Origin of the sequence: Caenibius sp. WL (assembly GCF_019803445.1) — a bacterium.
In the GTDB taxonomy this organism is placed as follows: domain Bacteria; phylum Pseudomonadota; class Alphaproteobacteria; order Sphingomonadales; family Sphingomonadaceae; genus Caenibius.
This window is the reverse complement of sequence record NZ_CP081844.1, coordinates 250,580-265,293: the sequence shown is the minus strand read 5'-3', so window position 1 is coordinate 265,293 and position 14,714 is coordinate 250,580. Positions and strand designations below refer to the sequence as shown.

The 14,714-nt window shown below is 62.6% G+C and carries 12 protein-coding genes; 9 read left to right on the top strand and 3 right to left on the bottom strand.

All coding sequences use genetic code 11. The features are described from left to right. Positions 1 to 2: 2 nt before the first annotated feature. Positions 3 to 3,128 (bottom strand): multidrug efflux RND transporter permease subunit, encoded by a 3,126-nt coding sequence (locus K5X80_RS01330; protein WP_222559085.1) that lies wholly within the window; start codon positions 3,126 to 3,128, stop codon positions 3 to 5. A 16-nt stretch (positions 3,129 to 3,144) separates the two neighbouring features. Next, entirely contained in the window at positions 3,145 to 4,281 is a 1,137-nt protein-coding gene (locus tag K5X80_RS01325; protein ID WP_222559084.1) for an efflux RND transporter periplasmic adaptor subunit, read from the bottom strand. A gap of 156 nt (positions 4,282 to 4,437) precedes the next feature. Between K5X80_RS01325 and K5X80_RS01320 the strand changes: the two genes are divergently transcribed. From K5X80_RS01320 to K5X80_RS01280, 9 genes are all read left to right on the top strand, one after another. Beyond that, a complete protein-coding gene (locus K5X80_RS01320) occupies positions 4,438 to 5,130 on the top strand; it encodes a response regulator (RefSeq protein ID WP_283249205.1) in 693 nt (230 codons plus the stop codon). Next, positions 5,127 to 6,263 carry an ATP-binding protein gene (locus K5X80_RS01315; RefSeq protein ID WP_222559083.1) on the top strand — a complete coding sequence of 379 codons (1,137 nt, stop codon included), beginning with the start codon at positions 5,127 to 5,129 and terminating at the stop codon, positions 6,261 to 6,263. The genes K5X80_RS01320 and K5X80_RS01315 overlap by 4 nt, the downstream gene beginning before the upstream one ends. 101 nt (positions 6,264 to 6,364) lie before the next feature. Continuing rightward, positions 6,365 to 8,308: an RHS repeat domain-containing protein gene (locus tag K5X80_RS01310; RefSeq protein ID WP_222559082.1), complete on the top strand. Its 1,944-nt coding sequence runs from the start codon at positions 6,365 to 6,367 to the stop codon at positions 8,306 to 8,308. Next, entirely contained in the window at positions 8,301 to 9,746 is a 1,446-nt protein-coding gene (locus K5X80_RS01305) for a hypothetical protein (RefSeq protein WP_222559081.1), read from the top strand. The genes K5X80_RS01310 and K5X80_RS01305 overlap by 8 nt, the downstream gene beginning before the upstream one ends. Beyond that, the gene (locus K5X80_RS01300; protein ID WP_222559080.1) at positions 9,743 to 9,946 is read left to right on the top strand and encodes a CPCC family cysteine-rich protein; all 204 of its coding nucleotides are present in this window, start codon (positions 9,743 to 9,745) and stop codon (positions 9,944 to 9,946) included. Before K5X80_RS01305 ends, K5X80_RS01300 begins: the two co-directional genes overlap by 4 nt. A 9-nt stretch (positions 9,947 to 9,955) precedes the next feature. Further along, positions 9,956 to 10,258, top strand: a complete 303-nt coding sequence (locus tag K5X80_RS01295; protein ID WP_222559079.1) for a hypothetical protein — start codon at positions 9,956 to 9,958, stop codon at positions 10,256 to 10,258. A 106-nt stretch (positions 10,259 to 10,364) separates the two neighbouring features. Further along, positions 10,365 to 11,030 (top strand): transposase, encoded by a 666-nt coding sequence (locus K5X80_RS01290; protein WP_222559078.1) that lies wholly within the window; start codon positions 10,365 to 10,367, stop codon positions 11,028 to 11,030. Between the two features lie 47 nt (positions 11,031 to 11,077). Further along, positions 11,078 to 12,616 (top strand): ParB/RepB/Spo0J family partition protein, encoded by a 1,539-nt coding sequence (locus K5X80_RS01285; protein ID WP_222559077.1) that lies wholly within the window; start codon positions 11,078 to 11,080, stop codon positions 12,614 to 12,616. Positions 12,617 to 12,621: 5 nt separating this feature from the next. Then, positions 12,622 to 13,035, top strand: a complete 414-nt coding sequence (locus K5X80_RS01280) for a DUF6896 domain-containing protein (RefSeq protein ID WP_222559076.1) — start codon at positions 12,622 to 12,624, stop codon at positions 13,033 to 13,035. A 215-nt stretch (positions 13,036 to 13,250) separates the two neighbouring features. On the opposite strand, the gene K5X80_RS01275 is transcribed toward K5X80_RS01280, so the two are convergent. After that, positions 13,251 to 14,573 (bottom strand): glycosyltransferase family 4 protein, encoded by a 1,323-nt coding sequence (locus K5X80_RS01275; protein WP_222559075.1) that lies wholly within the window; start codon positions 14,571 to 14,573, stop codon positions 13,251 to 13,253. Between the last annotated feature and the right edge of the window lie 141 nt (positions 14,574 to 14,714).

The following is a 14,714-nucleotide window of genomic DNA, read 5'->3' as shown; positions in this document are numbered from 1 at the left end:
GCTTACTCCACCGTCTGGGTGCTGCCGGGGCGCTTGCGGCGTTCCTGCCACCGTTCGACAAGGCCGAGCACGACCACGAAGAACACCGGCACGAAAAAGATCGCAAGGAACGTGGCGCTGAGCATCCCGCCGAACACGCCGGTGCCGAGCGCTTGCTGGGTTTCCTTGGTCGCCCCGCCGGCCAGCATCAACGGCACCACGCCCAGCGTGAACGCCAGACTGGTCATGATGATCGGGCGCAGGCGCAGCCTGGCTGCTTCGAGAATGGCGTCGAGCGTCGATTTGCCTTCGTCGCGGGCGGCTTTGGCGAATTCGACGATCAGAATCGCGTTCTTCGCGCTGAGGCCGATGATCGTGATCAACCCCACCTGGAAAAACACGTCGTTGGCCATGCCACGCAGGAATATGGCGGCGGCGGCGCCGATCATCCCCAGCGGGACCACGAGAATGACCGACAGCGGGATCGACCAGCTTTCATACAGCGCGGCGAGCACCAAGAACACGACCAGCATCGACAGCGCCAGCAGCAGCGGCGTTTGCGAACCGGCCTGCTGTTCCTGCAGCGATTGCCCGGTCCATTCGATGGCATAACCGTGCGGCAGTTGTTCGGCCAGACGCGCCATTTCCTTCTGCGCATCGCCGCTGGAATAGCCGGGCGCTGCCGCGCCCGAAATGCGCATTGCCGGATAGCCGTTGTAACGGATCATCTGCAGCGGGGACATTTCCCATTGCGGCGTCACCAGTTCGGCCAGCGGCACCGGATCGCCCGCCGTGTTGCGGACATAGAGCTTGAGCACGTCCTCGATCTTCATCCGCGAGGCCGATTCCGCCTGCACGATCACCTGCTGCAAGCGCCCGTCGTTGGGGAAATCGTTGACATAGGTCGAACCCATGGCGCTGGTCAGCGTGCTGGCGATATCGGTGAAGGAAACGCCCATGATCTTGGCCTTTTCCCGGTCGATCGCCAGTTTGACGCTGCTGCCCGCAGGCAGGCCTTCGGGATAGACGCCCGCCACCACTTTGCTCTGCGCGGCAAGGCCGAGCAACTGGTTCTGCGCGGCGACCAAGGCATCGTATCCCCTGCCGGCACGATCTTCGAGACGCATCGAGAAGCCCGAGGTCACGCCCAGCCCGTCAATCGACGGCGGCAGGACGCTGATCACCATGCCTTCGCGGATCGCGGCAGTGGCCTTGTTGGTTTCGGCCAGTTCGCTGGCAGCGGTCACGCCTTCGCGCTTGCCCCAGTCGTTGAGGATGGTGAAAATGATCGCGGAGTTGGGACCGGCGCCGGAAAAGCCGAACCCGATCACCGCCTGCGTGTGCTTGATCCCGGGGCGGGTGGCGTTGTGCTTCTCGATCAGCTTCACCGCTTCGGTCGTGCGCGTCATCGTCGCATCGGCCGGAAGCTGGAGAGAGGTGATGAAGAAGCCCTGATCCTCGTCCGGGAGGAACGACGAAGGCAGATTGGCGAAAGCGATGCCCAGGAGGCCGACGATCACGACGAAAGCGGCCATCATCCGGCCCGAACGCTTCACCACTTTGCCGACCCAGCCCTGATAGCCGTGGCTCATGCGGTCGAACGTGCGGTCGAACCAGGCGAAGAAGCCCTTCTTGTCTTCCGTGCCATCCACCGGCTTGAGCAGCGTGGCGCACAGCGCCGGGGTGAGGGTGAGCGCAAGGAAGGCCGAGAACAGGATCGAAACCGCCATCGACAGCGAGAACTGCCGGTAGATCGCCCCGACCGAGCCGCTGGAAAAGGCCATCGGAATGAACACGGCGGAGAGGACCAGCGTGATGCCGATCACGGCGCCGGTGATTTCGTCCATCGCCTTGCGCGTGGCTTCCTTGGGCGAAAGCCCTTCTTCGGCCATGATCCGTTCGACGTTTTCGACCACCACGATGGCGTCGTCGACGATGATGCCAATTGCCAGCACCATGCCGAACATCGTCAGCACGTTGATCGAGAACCCGGTCAGCAGCATCACCGAGAACGTGCCGAGCAAAGCGATCGGGGCGACGATCGCCGGGATCAGCGTGTAACGGATCTTGTGCAGGAACACGAACATCACGAGGAAGACGAGAATCATCGCCTCGACCAGCGTGGTGACCACCTTTTCGATGGAGACACGGACGAACGGCGCGGTGTCATGCGGCACGGACCAGGTCATGCCCGCGGGCATCGACTGGGCCAGTTCGGTCATCCGCTGATCCACCAGCGACGAGGTCTTGAGCGCATTGGCGCCCGGGGCGAGCTGGATACCCAGCGTCGCCACCGGCTTGCCCAGCGAACGCGCGGTGATGGCGTAGCTTTGCGCGCCCAGTTCGACCCGCGCGACATCGCCCAGCGTGACGGAGGAGCCATCGGCATTGGCCCGCAGCACGATCTGGCGGAACTGTTCCGGCGTCTGCAACTGGCCTTCGACCGTGAGGGGAATGGTGACGCGCTGGCCGTTGGTCGTCGGTTCCGAACCGACCGCGCCGGGGGCGATCTGGGCGTTCTGTTCGGAAATGGCCTGGGTGACATCGGCCATTGTCAGCTTGTAGGACACCAGCAGCGCCGGATCGATCCACACCCGCATCGCCCGTTCGGACGCAAGCTGTTGCACGCGGCCGACGCCTTCGATGCGCTTCAGTTCCTCGGCCACGTTGCGGATCGCGTAATCGCCCAGATCCTCGGCATCGAATTTGCCATCGGGGGATTCGATATTGACCAGCTTCATGAAGCCCGAGGACGAGGATTCCACGAACAGGCCGGTCTGGCGGACGGTTTGCGGCAGACGCGGTTCCACCGCTTTCAGGCGGTTCTGCACATCGACCTGCGCCATGTCCGGATCGGTTCCGGGCTTGAATGTCGCGGTGATCTGGGCCGCGCCCGAGGTGTCGGACGTGCTTTCGAAATACAGCAGATGCTTCACGCCCGAGAGTTCGCGTTCGATCAGGCTGACCACGCTATCGTTCAGCGTTTCCGGCGTCGCGCCGGGATAGGTCGCATAGATGCTGACGCTGGGCGGCGCGATCGTGGGGAAGCGCTCGGTCGCCAGCCGCGGGATCGAAATCAGACCGGCCAGAATGATGATGATCGCGATAACCCAGGCAAAGACGGGGCGATCGATGAAAAAACGGGGCATGAAAAGTCTCGATCGCTCAGCGTTTGGGGGCGGCGGCGGGATCGCGCCATGGCACGGACTTGATCTTCACGCCGGGGCGCAGGCGGTCCAGCCCTTCGACGATCACTCTGTCTCCGGCTTTGAGACCGCTTTCGATGACCACCCGGCCATCGATTTCCGCGCCCGTGGTGACGGGCCTCTGCACCGGCTGGCCCTTGGCATCGACAATCGTCACCGTCGCCTGGCCGCGTGCGCCGTGCTGCACCGCCTGGAGCGGCACGGTCAGCGCGTTGCTGCGGGCTTCGCGCGGCAGCTTGGCGCGCACGAACATCCCGGGCAGCAGCGTGCGTTGGGGATTGGGCACTTCCACCCGCGCCACCACTTCGCCCGTGCCGGGATCGACGCTGATGCCCGAAAACAGCAGGCGGCCCTGCACCGGGTAAGGCTGGCCGTCGGCGCCGAGGATCGTCACTGGGGCGCCCTCGTTGCCTTGCCCCGCCTGGGCGATCCTGCGCAGCATTTCGAGGCGCGCCGCAGGCTGGCGCACGTCGACATAGACCTTGTCGATCTGCTGCACAGTGGCCAGCGGGGCCGCATCGCCGGCTGTCGCCAGCGCGCCTTCGGTCATGTTCGCCTGATCGATCCGCCCGGAAATCGGGGAACGGACGGTGGCATAGCCGAGATCGATCCGCCGCCGTTCCAGCGCGGCGCGATTCTGCGCCACATCGGCCGCAGCTTCGTTGCGCGCGGCCACCGCATCGTCATAGGACTGGCGGCTGATGGCGTCGGCTTCGACCAGCGGTTTCAGGCGATTGGCCTGTACCTGGGCGCGGTTGTAGGTGGCCTGGGAGCGGTTCAGATTGGCGGCCGCGCTGTTGGCTTCAGCCTGGAATGTCGACGGGTTGATCTGGAACAGCGGCTGGCCCGCGCGCACTTCGCTGCCCTGTTCGAACATCCGCCGTTGGATGATCCCGCCCACCTGCGCGCGGATTTCGGCCACGCGGAAAGCCACCACGCGGCCGGGCAATTCGTCAGCGATCGCCACGGAAACGGGTGTGACCTGCATCACCGAGACTTCTGCCGGTGGCGGGGTTTGCTGATCCTGCTGGCCGCCGCAGGCGGACAGCGCCAGCGCCGAGGCAAGCAGAAAGGGGCCCGAAAAGTAGCTACGCATAGAATTCTATCGCTCTGAGTGATTTTGCAATCGGCCCCTTATATGGCCTGGCGCGGTTGGGAAAGTGTGGAGCATTTGTGTAGGTTGTGTGGATGATGGTGGAGGCTCGCCGCAAACAGGCGTAATTTCGCCGTATAACACAACAAGAGGTAGGCAGTGGAGATAACCAATCCCCTTGTCCTGATCGCGGAGGACGAGGCCGACATCGCGGACATTATCGCGGCTTATCTGGAGCGGGAAGGGATGCGCACGGTCCGGGCGGCCGACGGGCGCACAGCGCTCGACCTCCATGCCCTGCTCAAGCCCGATCTGGTCATGCTCGATGTCATGATGCCGAAACTGGATGGCTGGCAGGTGCTTTCCGAACTGCGGCGGCGGGGGGATACGCCGGTGATCATGCTCACCGCGCTCGATCAGGATCTCGACAAGTTGCAGGCGCTGCGGATCGGTGCGGACGATTACGTGGTGAAACCGTTCAACGCGGTGGAAGTCGCCGCGCGCGCACGGGCGGTCCTGCGCCGCGCCGGGGCCAGCAACAACCGGGTGCTGCGGGTCGGCCCGCTGGAAGTGGATGTCGAAGGGCATCTGGCGTCTGTCCTCGCGGATGGGGAACCCGTGCCACTGACGCTGACGTTGACCGAATTCCGCATTCTGGCGCATATGGCGCGCGCGCCGATGCGGGTGTTCAGCCGGGGCGATCTGATCGATGCCTGCCTGCCCGGAGGGGATGCGCTGGAACGCACGGTGGACAGCCACCTCAGCAAACTGCGGCGCAAGCTGGAAGACGCCGGGGCATCCGGGTTCATCAACAATGTCCGCAGCGTGGGCTACAGGCTGGCCGCGGCATGAAGCTGGTCCAGGGCCTTGGCCGCCAGATCGTGCTGTCGATGGTGGCGGCCTCGCTCAGCGCGGTCGCCGTGTCGATTATCGGGATGTATCTGTTCTACAGCGTGGTGATGGAAGTCGCGCCGCAACTGCTGCCGCGCGCGCTGTCGCACGATGAAATGCGCTTGCCGAGCGGGATCGAATGGCTGGCGATGGCGGCGGTTTCCGCGGTCGGGGCGTGGCTGGCGTTCCGCGCGGCGATCCGGCTGACACGGCGCATTCTGGCGCCCTTGTCGTCGGTGGCGGGCAGCGCGCGGCGGATCGCCCGGGGCGATCTTTCGGCGCGCGCCGCCGTCAACGACCGTTCGCTGGGCGAAGCGGCCTTGCTGGTGGACGATTTCAATCGCATGGCCAGCAACCTGGAAGCTGCTTCGGCCAATATCGCCCACTGGAACGCGATGATCGCGCACGAATTGCGCACGCCCGTCACTATTCTCAGCGGGCGGCTACAAGGGCTGGCTGATGGCGTGTTCCAGCCGGAACCGGACCTGTTCCGCTCGTTGCTGACACAAGTGGATGGCCTGGCCCGGCTGGTGGACGATCTGCGCACTGTCAGCCTAGTCGATACCGGGCATCTCCATCTGGTCCTGCACCGGGTGGAACTCAGCACCGAACTGGAAACGGTGGCCAGCCTGATGGAACCGTTGCTGGCCGAAGCGGGGTTCACGCTCGATGCATCGCTCGATCGAGGGCTGTGCGATGTCGATGCGGCGCGGGTCCGGCAGGCGGTGATCGCTCTGTTCGACAACGCGCTGCGTTATGCCGTCCCTGCGCGCGTGCATCTCGGGCTTCGGATCGAAGCGGCGCATGTGGCGATCACTGTCGCCGATGAAGGGCCGGGCCTGCCCGATTCCTTCGTTGGCGACGCGTTCCTGCCGTTTCGCTGCCACCGGGTGGAAGGTTCCGAAGTGCGCGGCAGCGGCCTCGGGCTCGCTGTGGTGGCTGCCATCGCACATGCCCATGGCGGCAAGGCGACGTATGAAAAACGTAACGGCGGCGCCTGCTTCACCATCCGCCTGCGCCGCTTCGAAACATCGGTGCGCAGCAAGGCGGATTCCGAATCGCGAAATGCGCCGCCCACGGAAGCCGCCCGATAAAAATTTTGCCCAAGGCCTAAACTCCGCCCGATCCGGACGGAGGAACTGTCTGCTTGGAGGGTGTTTGGCCCTCCTTTGATCGCGATGGATGCGAGGGGCAGATGGTAGCGATATTTACGGGTCTGGGTGCTGGTCTTGTTCGGGGTTCGGGCAATGTGCTGGGCGGCGCGGGGCAATTGGGCAGCGGCCTTCTGGGCCGGGGCGGCGAAGGCGTTTCGGTCAACGCGGCGACGGGCAATCTGGTGGTGTCCCGGCAGGACGAATTCCTGATCGGGCAGGGCCCGGACATCGGCATTTCGCGCACGTACAACAGCCTTGCCGATGCGGGCGACGGCGACAACGCGGACAACTGGCAGCAGAGCACGACGCGGCAGGTCTTCGGCCTGACGGGCACGGCGAACACGGCGGGCAGCACGATCAGCCGGCTGGGCGCGGATGGTTCGGTGATCGTCTACAGTTGGGATGCGGGGCGCAGCGCCTATGTCACCAGCGCGGGCAGCGGTGCGTTCGACACGCTGACTTTCGCCGGCGGGGTGTGGACCTGGCGCGATGGCGATACGCAGGCCACCGAAAACTATGCCGCCCATGGCGCGGACAGCTGGCGGATCGTTTCGGCAAGCGACGTGGACGGCAACAGCCTGACCTGGAGCTACACCGGCGACAAGTTGGATACGGTGACCACGGCCGATGGAGCATGGACCCGCTATATCTGGTCGGGCAGCCATATCACTGCCATCGAAACAGGCTACACCGACCTGGCGACATCGAGCGCCAAGACCCTGACACGCACGCTCTATGCCTATGATGCGGCGGACCGGCTTTCTTCGGTCACCACCGACCTTTCGCCGGAAGACAACAGCGTGGTCGACGGCAAGACCTATGTCGTCACATATACTTATGATGGGGCGAGCAACCGCATCGCCTCGATCGCGCAGAGCGACGGTTCGTTGCTGACGATCGCCTATGATGCGCAAGGGCGCGTGCAGACGCTGACACAGGCTGTCGCCACGGGCGTGACGCGCGTGACGAGCCTTGCCTATGCCACGGGCTATACCGAAGTGACCGGGCCCGATGGGCAGGTGACCCGGTTGACCTATGACGCGGCCGGGCAATTGACCGCGATCACAGCGCCGCCCGCGACTGCCGGGGCGACGCCGCAACTCACGCAGTTCGCATACGATACGGCGGGCAATCTCATCAGCGTGACCGATCCGCGCGGCAAAGTCACGGCTTACGAACACGATGCCAACGGCAATGTGACGAAAGTCACCGATGCCAACGGCAATGTGACGGAACGCACGTACGACAGCGCCAACCGGCTGATTACGGAACTGGCCTATGGTTCGGACAAGTCGGGGGCGAGCGCGGCCCACTACACCCAATACGCCTACGATGCGGAAGGGCATCTGTCCTATGCGGTGAATGCCGCCGGGCAGATGACGGAATACCTTTACGATGCGGCCGGGCGACTGACGCACAAGCGCGTTTATCCCGAATATACCTACCCGATCACGGCGGCGGCGATCGTCTATGCCGATATCGTGGCGTTGCGCGACAGCCTGCCCGATCTGAGCAGCTTGCAAATCGTCGAATACACGTATGATGCGCGTGGCAATCTGACGCAGGAAGCCCGCTATGGCACCGCGACCAGCACGGGCGGGGTGTCGAGCGCCGAAGGCGTCAGCCGGATTTTCTACACCTATGACCAGTCGGGCCAGCTGCTTTCCCGCCACAGGGATGGCGAGCAGGCCGAAACGTTCGTCTATGACGGGCTCGGCCGCCTGGTGGCGTCCAGCGATGTGCATGGCGGCACGACCACGATCGTGTTCGCCGAACCCCTACAACCCGGCGGAGGCCATCGGCGACCTTTCGCCGACCATGGCCGCCCCGCCGAAGAAGGCCAAGGGCTGCGGCGGGCTGGGGGCTATCCTGCTCTCGGTGGTGGCGATTGCGGTGACGGCAATCGTGGCGCCAGAACTCATCGGCGTTGCGGCAAACCTGACTACGGGGACGGCAGCAACCGGCTTGACCGCAGCTTTGGGTAGCACCGGTGCCGCGATTGTCGGTGGCGGGCTTGCCGCTGCCGCTGGATCGGTTGCTTCCCAGATGGTCGGGCTGGCGACCGGGTTGCAGGATAAGTTCAGCTTCAAGGGCGTTGCCCTGTCGGCCCTCTCCGGCGGTGTCAGCGGAGGCATCGGTTCCAGCGGCCTGTTCGGGGGCATCAAGAACGGTGCGTTGCAGGCCGGGCTTCGCGGGCTGGCAGGCAGTGCCGCCACGCAAGGAATCGCGGTCGCGACAGGCTTGCAGAGCAAGTTCGATTTCGCTGGCGTCGCGGCGGCGGGAGTGGGTGCCGGGCTCAGGCACACGCTCGGCAGCAAGCTGAACCTGCAACCGTTGAATGGTGGAGGTGCCGACCTGTCATTCAGCAATATTGCGGGTCACACACTTACCGGAACGGCGAACGCCATTGCCAACGCCGCTACACGCAGCGCGATCAATGGCGAAAGCTTCGGCAATAACCTTATGCGCGCGCTTCCCGATGCCATCGGGAACACCGTTGGGAATGCTCTGGCTGGAGCTATCGCAGGGGACGGGCATGGCCGGATCGCTGCGATAGGCGATGCCGGAGCCGATCAGCCGATTAACGGCGAAAGTGGTTATTCCGTCGGAAGCGGTCTGGGTATCAATGACATCACTATCGATCTGCAATCGCGGTTGGATGCTCAGGTCATGCTGACTGCGGCGGGCGGAGATATCCAGCGCGCGCGCGTGATGTTGATGGAGGGGTTCGGGCCAACGCTTGAACAGGCATCTGCAAGCGCCTCGCGGCTTGGAGAATTGGTGAAGAATGTGGCGTTGAGTGGTGGCGGGTATGGCGGGATCAGCGATGCTGTCATCGGAACCGGCGACCACTGGAACCGCGGAATGACAAGCTTTGGCCATTTGGAATTCACCGATCAAAATATGACGGCGGCCAAGTGGGTCGAGAACACGGCTGTGATGGAGCGGTCGCAAACCGCCCTTGCCGAGTTCGACACTGAACTTCTCCGGGCGGGCCTGGCTCCGTTTGATATCGCAGCGGGCGGCTATAACATTCTCACCGGCAACGGTGGTCTTCGTGATTATCTCGCGGTTGGCGGCATTGTGCCTGTTGGCAAGGCCTTGGGGGCTATCGGAAGGGCTGCAAAGAGCACGCCAATCTGGTCGCAGACAGCCAAGAAATCCTCGGTGGAAAACGCATTCGGGCATTGGCAAAAGCACGGCAGCGAGTTTCCGGAATTTGTTAACTCAAAACAATATGTGGAGGGAGCTAAGAGATTCTTCGACACCCCTCCGGTGGGAACATTGACAAAGACCCGTCCAAATGGTGATCGAATTTTCTATAACCCGAATACAAACACGTTCGGCGTACAGGCTCCGGACGGTGCACCAAGGACAATGTTCAAGCCCAGGAATGGCCCCGACTATTGGAGCAAACAATGATCGAAAATTCCAATGAATCTCTTTTCCCATGCCCCTGTTGTGCATCCAAGGTTCTGGCTGAAATCGGAGTATATGAGATATGTGATGTCTGCGGATGGGAAGATGATCCAGTGCAGCGCGATAATCCTGATTATTCAGGAGGAGCTAATGATCTTAGCCTGAATCAATATCGTGAGAAATACCAGTCAGAGCCACAATAATGATCATAAATGGAAACCGTGATGCAGACCTCCGACCTTGTGGCTGAAAGGCAGCGTATTATTCGTGAGGCTCTTTGGAGTGAGTGGGACCCAATTGGTGTAGGTCATGTGCCCGAAGCTCACGGCGAATACGATACTTACGCTCCATCGATCTACAATCTGGTGGTAGGGGATAAGCATCGCGATGAAATAGTCGATTACCTTTGGTGGCTTGAAACCGAACAGATCGGGATGCCAGGAGACCGGGAAGGTGTCGAGAGATTTGCGGATCGTTTGCTGAAGCTTCGGGCCGATTTTGCGAAGCCAAGATAAAGATAGAATTACAATTACGCAATTACGCAATTACGCAATTACGGTGACAGTTTACTCAATTACGGTGACAGTTTACTTAACCCCTAAACTCTCATAAACGCGGATTATGGCTCGTCTTCCGCGCTTTGTTCTGCCCGGTATTCCGCACCATGTGACGCAGCGCGGCAATCGGCGTGAGAGAACCTTCTTCGAAGACGGGGATTACGCGCTGTATCTCGACTTGCTCGCCGATGCCGCGAAGCGGGCGCACACCGAAATCTGGTCCTATTGCCTGATGCCCAATCACGTTCACGTCGTCCTGGTGCCGCAGGACGAGGACGGCTTGCGGCGGACGTTCGGCGATCTGCATCGGCGCTACACGGGCTATATCAATGCCCGCATGCGCACCACCGGCCACCTCTGGCAGGGGCGATTCAGTTCGGTCGCGATGGACGAGGCGCATCTGATGGCGGCCTTTCGCTATGTCGCGCTCAATCCGGTGCGGGCCCGGCTCGTGAACCGGGCTGCCGATTGGCGATGGTCGAGCAGCCGAGCCCTATGCGGCGCTTGTGACGATAACGTGGTCACAGTCGCGCCCGTGCTGGAGCGCACGGGCGATTTCACCACCTTTCTGGATGAGGCGTTCGATGAAGCCTTCACCTATGCCGCCTTGCGCAAGGCGGAAAGCATCGGCCGACCCGTTGGATCGCCCGAATGGCTGGAAGATATGGAAACGCGAACTGGCCTGACTCTCAGGCCGAAAAAACGTGGGCCAAAACCGAAAGATATTTAGGGGTTAAGTAAACTGTCACCGTAATTCCCAGCTGGAAGGGTGTCGCCATGTCGGCTATTTCGGCAGGCGTTAATGCCGGTATCGATGTGCCTGGTCTTGGTGATATAGCCCGTGGGGCGCTGGGAAGTATAGTCACTCAGGGCATCGGGGTCGCCACTGGATTGCAGTCCAAGTTCGACTTTGCCGGTGTGGCCGCCGCCGCGGTCGGAGCGGGCGTTGGCGGGGCCGTTGCGCGTGGCCTGCCGAATATCGGCTTCCTGGGCACGCGATTCGGCAACGACTTCGCCTCCACCACGGCCTCGGCCATAGGCAGTGCGGCGACACGCTCCGCCATCGAAGGGTCCAGCTTTGGCGCCAATCTGGCGCAGGCGCTCCCGGATGCTATCGGCCAGACACTGGGCCGGGCCCTGACAGGGGCAATTGGCGGCGGCAGTGGCGGCAGCATGGGCGGCGGCATCCGCATCGATCCCGGAGTGACCGCCGAAATCACGCGGCAACTCGATGGTTCGGCAGCGGTCGCCAATATCATGGCGTTGAACGATGCGATTGCCGCCAGCCCGGTTGCGCGCAGCGGGGTGTCGGTGGGCCAACATGCGGCGCATATCGCCGCCTCGGGCTCGGGCGCGGCATCTTACGCGCCCATGGCGATCGATGCCCCGATCATCGTCAATGCCGATCCGCATCAGCGCGACATGCTGTGGGCCATGAACGGTGGCCAGTACCAATATTACCGGAGCTTGGCGGGTGATACCGTTTATAACGAGGTCTCGGCCTGGAAAGCGCTGAGCTACTCCCCCCCTTCGGTCTATGTCGGAGGCATCCAATCCTACGATACCCCGCTTATCCAGTCGCTGAAGATGGGCACGAACATTTCTCATGGGTTCGCGCTGTCCGCCGCTGCGCCGGATAACTTCCTTGGGCATGCTTGGAGAAGCGCGCAGTACGGGTTCAAGAACAACATGGCGGTAGATCTTCCCCTGAATGTTTTGGGAAGCCGCGATATCTTGAAAGCTGGAGCGGCACTTTCTGGCTTTATCAGAGGTGGTGTCGATTACCTGTACCCGGATAATTCCACTCTGGGAACGCAGGCCTATATTGCTCGGCAGAACGCCTCCACACCCTTCTTGCAGCGGACACCGACACATTCTCAACTGAATGGGGCAAGAGGCCTTGCGATTGAGTTGCTTGCTACAGGGCCTGCTGGAGGCTTGCGTGGAATAGCTGCTGCAGAAAGTGCTGCTCCTCGGATCATCGAAGGCGTCGATGCGAGCACTCTCGTCAGAGGGCATTCGATTGGCGGCAGCAGTTCAATCAAGCGGGTCGGAAAAATAGCCGACAGTATGCGCGTCGATGGTTACATTGGTGACCCAATTCGCGTAATTCAAAGCGATGGACGCATGATCATCGTTGATGGTCATCATAGAACTGCTGCTGCGAGAATGACGAATACGCCTGTCAATGTGGAGGTTGTTGGTCCGGAGGCCTTCCCGATGGGTTCGGGCGGTTGGCAATCGATTGAAGAAGTGATCCAATCGGCGCAAACAGCGGGGTCAAACCGTCTTAACAAGCCCGGTAGAAAGTGGTGACGTTGATGTTGAATCTCATAACGGACTACCTGACAGCGGTTGAGGAATGTCTTGACCTTTTTGATCAGAAATTTGGTCGCAGAGACTTAATCCGAGCGTGGCGGGAGGGAGCGATTCCTCAACAAGGTGAACTCCCCGGTGGCGTCGAATATCAGATGCACGGTGTTGGCTGTGCGGTTGAATATGCGGATCATGACGTCGATTTTGATTTTGCGAACCAGCATGAAGTGGGCTTCGACGCGTGGCGCTTGTGGCTCTATGCTGAGCAATATCCCGAGCGATATCCAGCATACCAAGCGCGAGATGCCGTAGAAGCTGCGCTGGCAGAATGTCTGTCCAATGGTGCGATCCGTAGGGTGGAAAGCCGATACCCGGGCGAAAGCAATGACAGGCTGTTCGAGTTGAGCAAGGCGGCTTGATGTCGATTTTAGGTTGGAATTACGGTGACAGTTTACTTAACCCCTAACTGCACCGTATCCGTCTCGTCCCCTATAAGAACGAAAATGCAGCGGGAAGGCGTTTCGCCAGTCCAGCTTGTTTCGCTCAATCGCGACTGCCTGCCAGAGAAAAGATAGTCCGCGATTACACTTTCGTGCCTTGCGAGCGACCCTAGGCCCGACGCGCCGAAGGCCGCTTACTGCCGCGCCGAATTGAGCGAGCGCAGCGGTGCGGGGGCCTGTCCGCCGGGGCGGGCGGCGGGGAGCGGTGTCGCGGCCGGTTGCAGGCAGGCCTGATAGAGCGCGAACACCGGTTCCAGCGTCGCTTCCCAACTGTGCGCCTGCGCGTCGGCCTGCGCCGCCTGGGCCAGGCGCTGGCGCAGGGCGCGGTCGGCGATCAGCCGTTCCAGCGCATCGGCATAGGCCCGCGGATCGGTGGGCGGGACGAGCAGGGCGGAACGGCCATCGTCCACCAGCGCCTGCGCGCTCGCCGCCGCCGCCGAAACGATCGGCACGCCCGCCGCCATCGCTTCCAGCGTGACATTGCCGAACGCCTCCGTCAGGCTGGGGTTGAGGAAGATATCCGCGCTGGCCACCGCCCGGCCGAGATCGGCCCCGGCCAGATGCCCGGTGAACCGGGCCTGCGGCAGGCGTTGTTCCATCGCTTTGCGTTCGGGGCCGTCGCCCACGATCAGCGGGCGCAGGGCATGGCCCCGGGCCTGCGCTTCCTCGATCACCCGGCAGAACATCCCGGTGCCCTTTTCCCGCACCAGCCGGCCGAAGAACAGCACCACGGTTTCATCCGGGCGATAGCCGAGCGAGGCGCGCCAGTGCGCATCCCGGCGGGCCGGGGTGAAAATGTCCCGGTCCACCCCGCGCCCCCAGATGCCCACCGACCGGCGCATTCCCCGTTCCGCGAATTCGCCCGCAATCGCCCGGTTGGGCACCAGCACATGCTGGCAATCGCGGTAGAACCGGTCGAGATAGCGCTCGATCGTGTGTTTCAGAAAGCCGAGCCCGTAGTAGTCGAAATAGGTTTCGAAGCGGGTGTGGAGGCTGGCGATCACCGGTATGCCGCGCCTGCGGGCGTATTTCTGCGCCATGCGGCCGAGCAGATCGGGCGCCGAAAGGTGGATGATATCGGGCCGGAAATGCGCCAGATCCCTGCGCACCGAGGGCAGCAGGCCGAGCGCCACGCGATATTCGCCCCGCCCCGGAATCGGCAGCGAAGGCACCGAGACCAATGTGCCGACCGGGGGGAAAGCGGGGCTGCGCACAGTGGGGGAATAGATGCGCACGTCGACCTGCGGCTTTTGCAGCAGAAACGCGACCAGGCGGTTGAGCGCCTGGTTGGCGCCATCGCGGATGCAGTTGTAATTGCCCGAAAACAGCGCCACCCGCAGCGGCCGCGGGGCCACGCGCGGCGGGGCGGGGGCGGGATCGGGCTGCGGGGCGGCCTCTTCACCGCGCCAGGGGCCGGTGGCGAAATCGGGAAAGCTGATGGTGGTTTCGGTGGTCATCGTTGCGGCTGCTGTTCCTGTCGTGCTGTGCCGCCGCTGCGTCGCGGTCCTGCAAATACGGTTCCGGGCGCCGGCTATCCGGTGCGCCATGGCGCCGGGCCCGCCTGGAACCTGCGCGAAAACCCGCGCATGGGGCCCTGC

Coding starts and splice junctions, on each gene's coding strand:
- K5X80_RS01285 (WP_222559077.1), top strand. CDS start 11,078: ATGTCGGCTATTTCGGCAGGCGTTAATGCCGGTATCGATGTGCCTGGT.
- K5X80_RS01290 (WP_222559078.1), top strand. CDS start 10,365: ATGGCTCGTCTTCCGCGCTTTGTTCTGCCCGGTATTCCGCACCATGTG.
- K5X80_RS01315 (WP_222559083.1), top strand. CDS start 5,127: ATGAAGCTGGTCCAGGGCCTTGGCCGCCAGATCGTGCTGTCGATGGTG.
- K5X80_RS01330 (WP_222559085.1), bottom strand. CDS start 3,128: ATGCCCCGTTTTTTCATCGATCGCCCCGTCTTTGCCTGGGTTATCGCG.
- K5X80_RS01310 (WP_222559082.1), top strand. CDS start 6,365: ATGGTAGCGATATTTACGGGTCTGGGTGCTGGTCTTGTTCGGGGTTCG.
- K5X80_RS01275 (WP_222559075.1), bottom strand. CDS start 14,573: ATGACCACCGAAACCACCATCAGCTTTCCCGATTTCGCCACCGGCCCC.
- K5X80_RS01325 (WP_222559084.1), bottom strand. CDS start 4,281: ATGCGTAGCTACTTTTCGGGCCCCTTTCTGCTTGCCTCGGCGCTGGCG.
- K5X80_RS01280 (WP_222559076.1), top strand. CDS start 12,622: ATGTTGAATCTCATAACGGACTACCTGACAGCGGTTGAGGAATGTCTT.
- K5X80_RS01300 (WP_222559080.1), top strand. CDS start 9,743: ATGATCGAAAATTCCAATGAATCTCTTTTCCCATGCCCCTGTTGTGCA.
- K5X80_RS01295 (WP_222559079.1), top strand. CDS start 9,956: ATGGAAACCGTGATGCAGACCTCCGACCTTGTGGCTGAAAGGCAGCGT.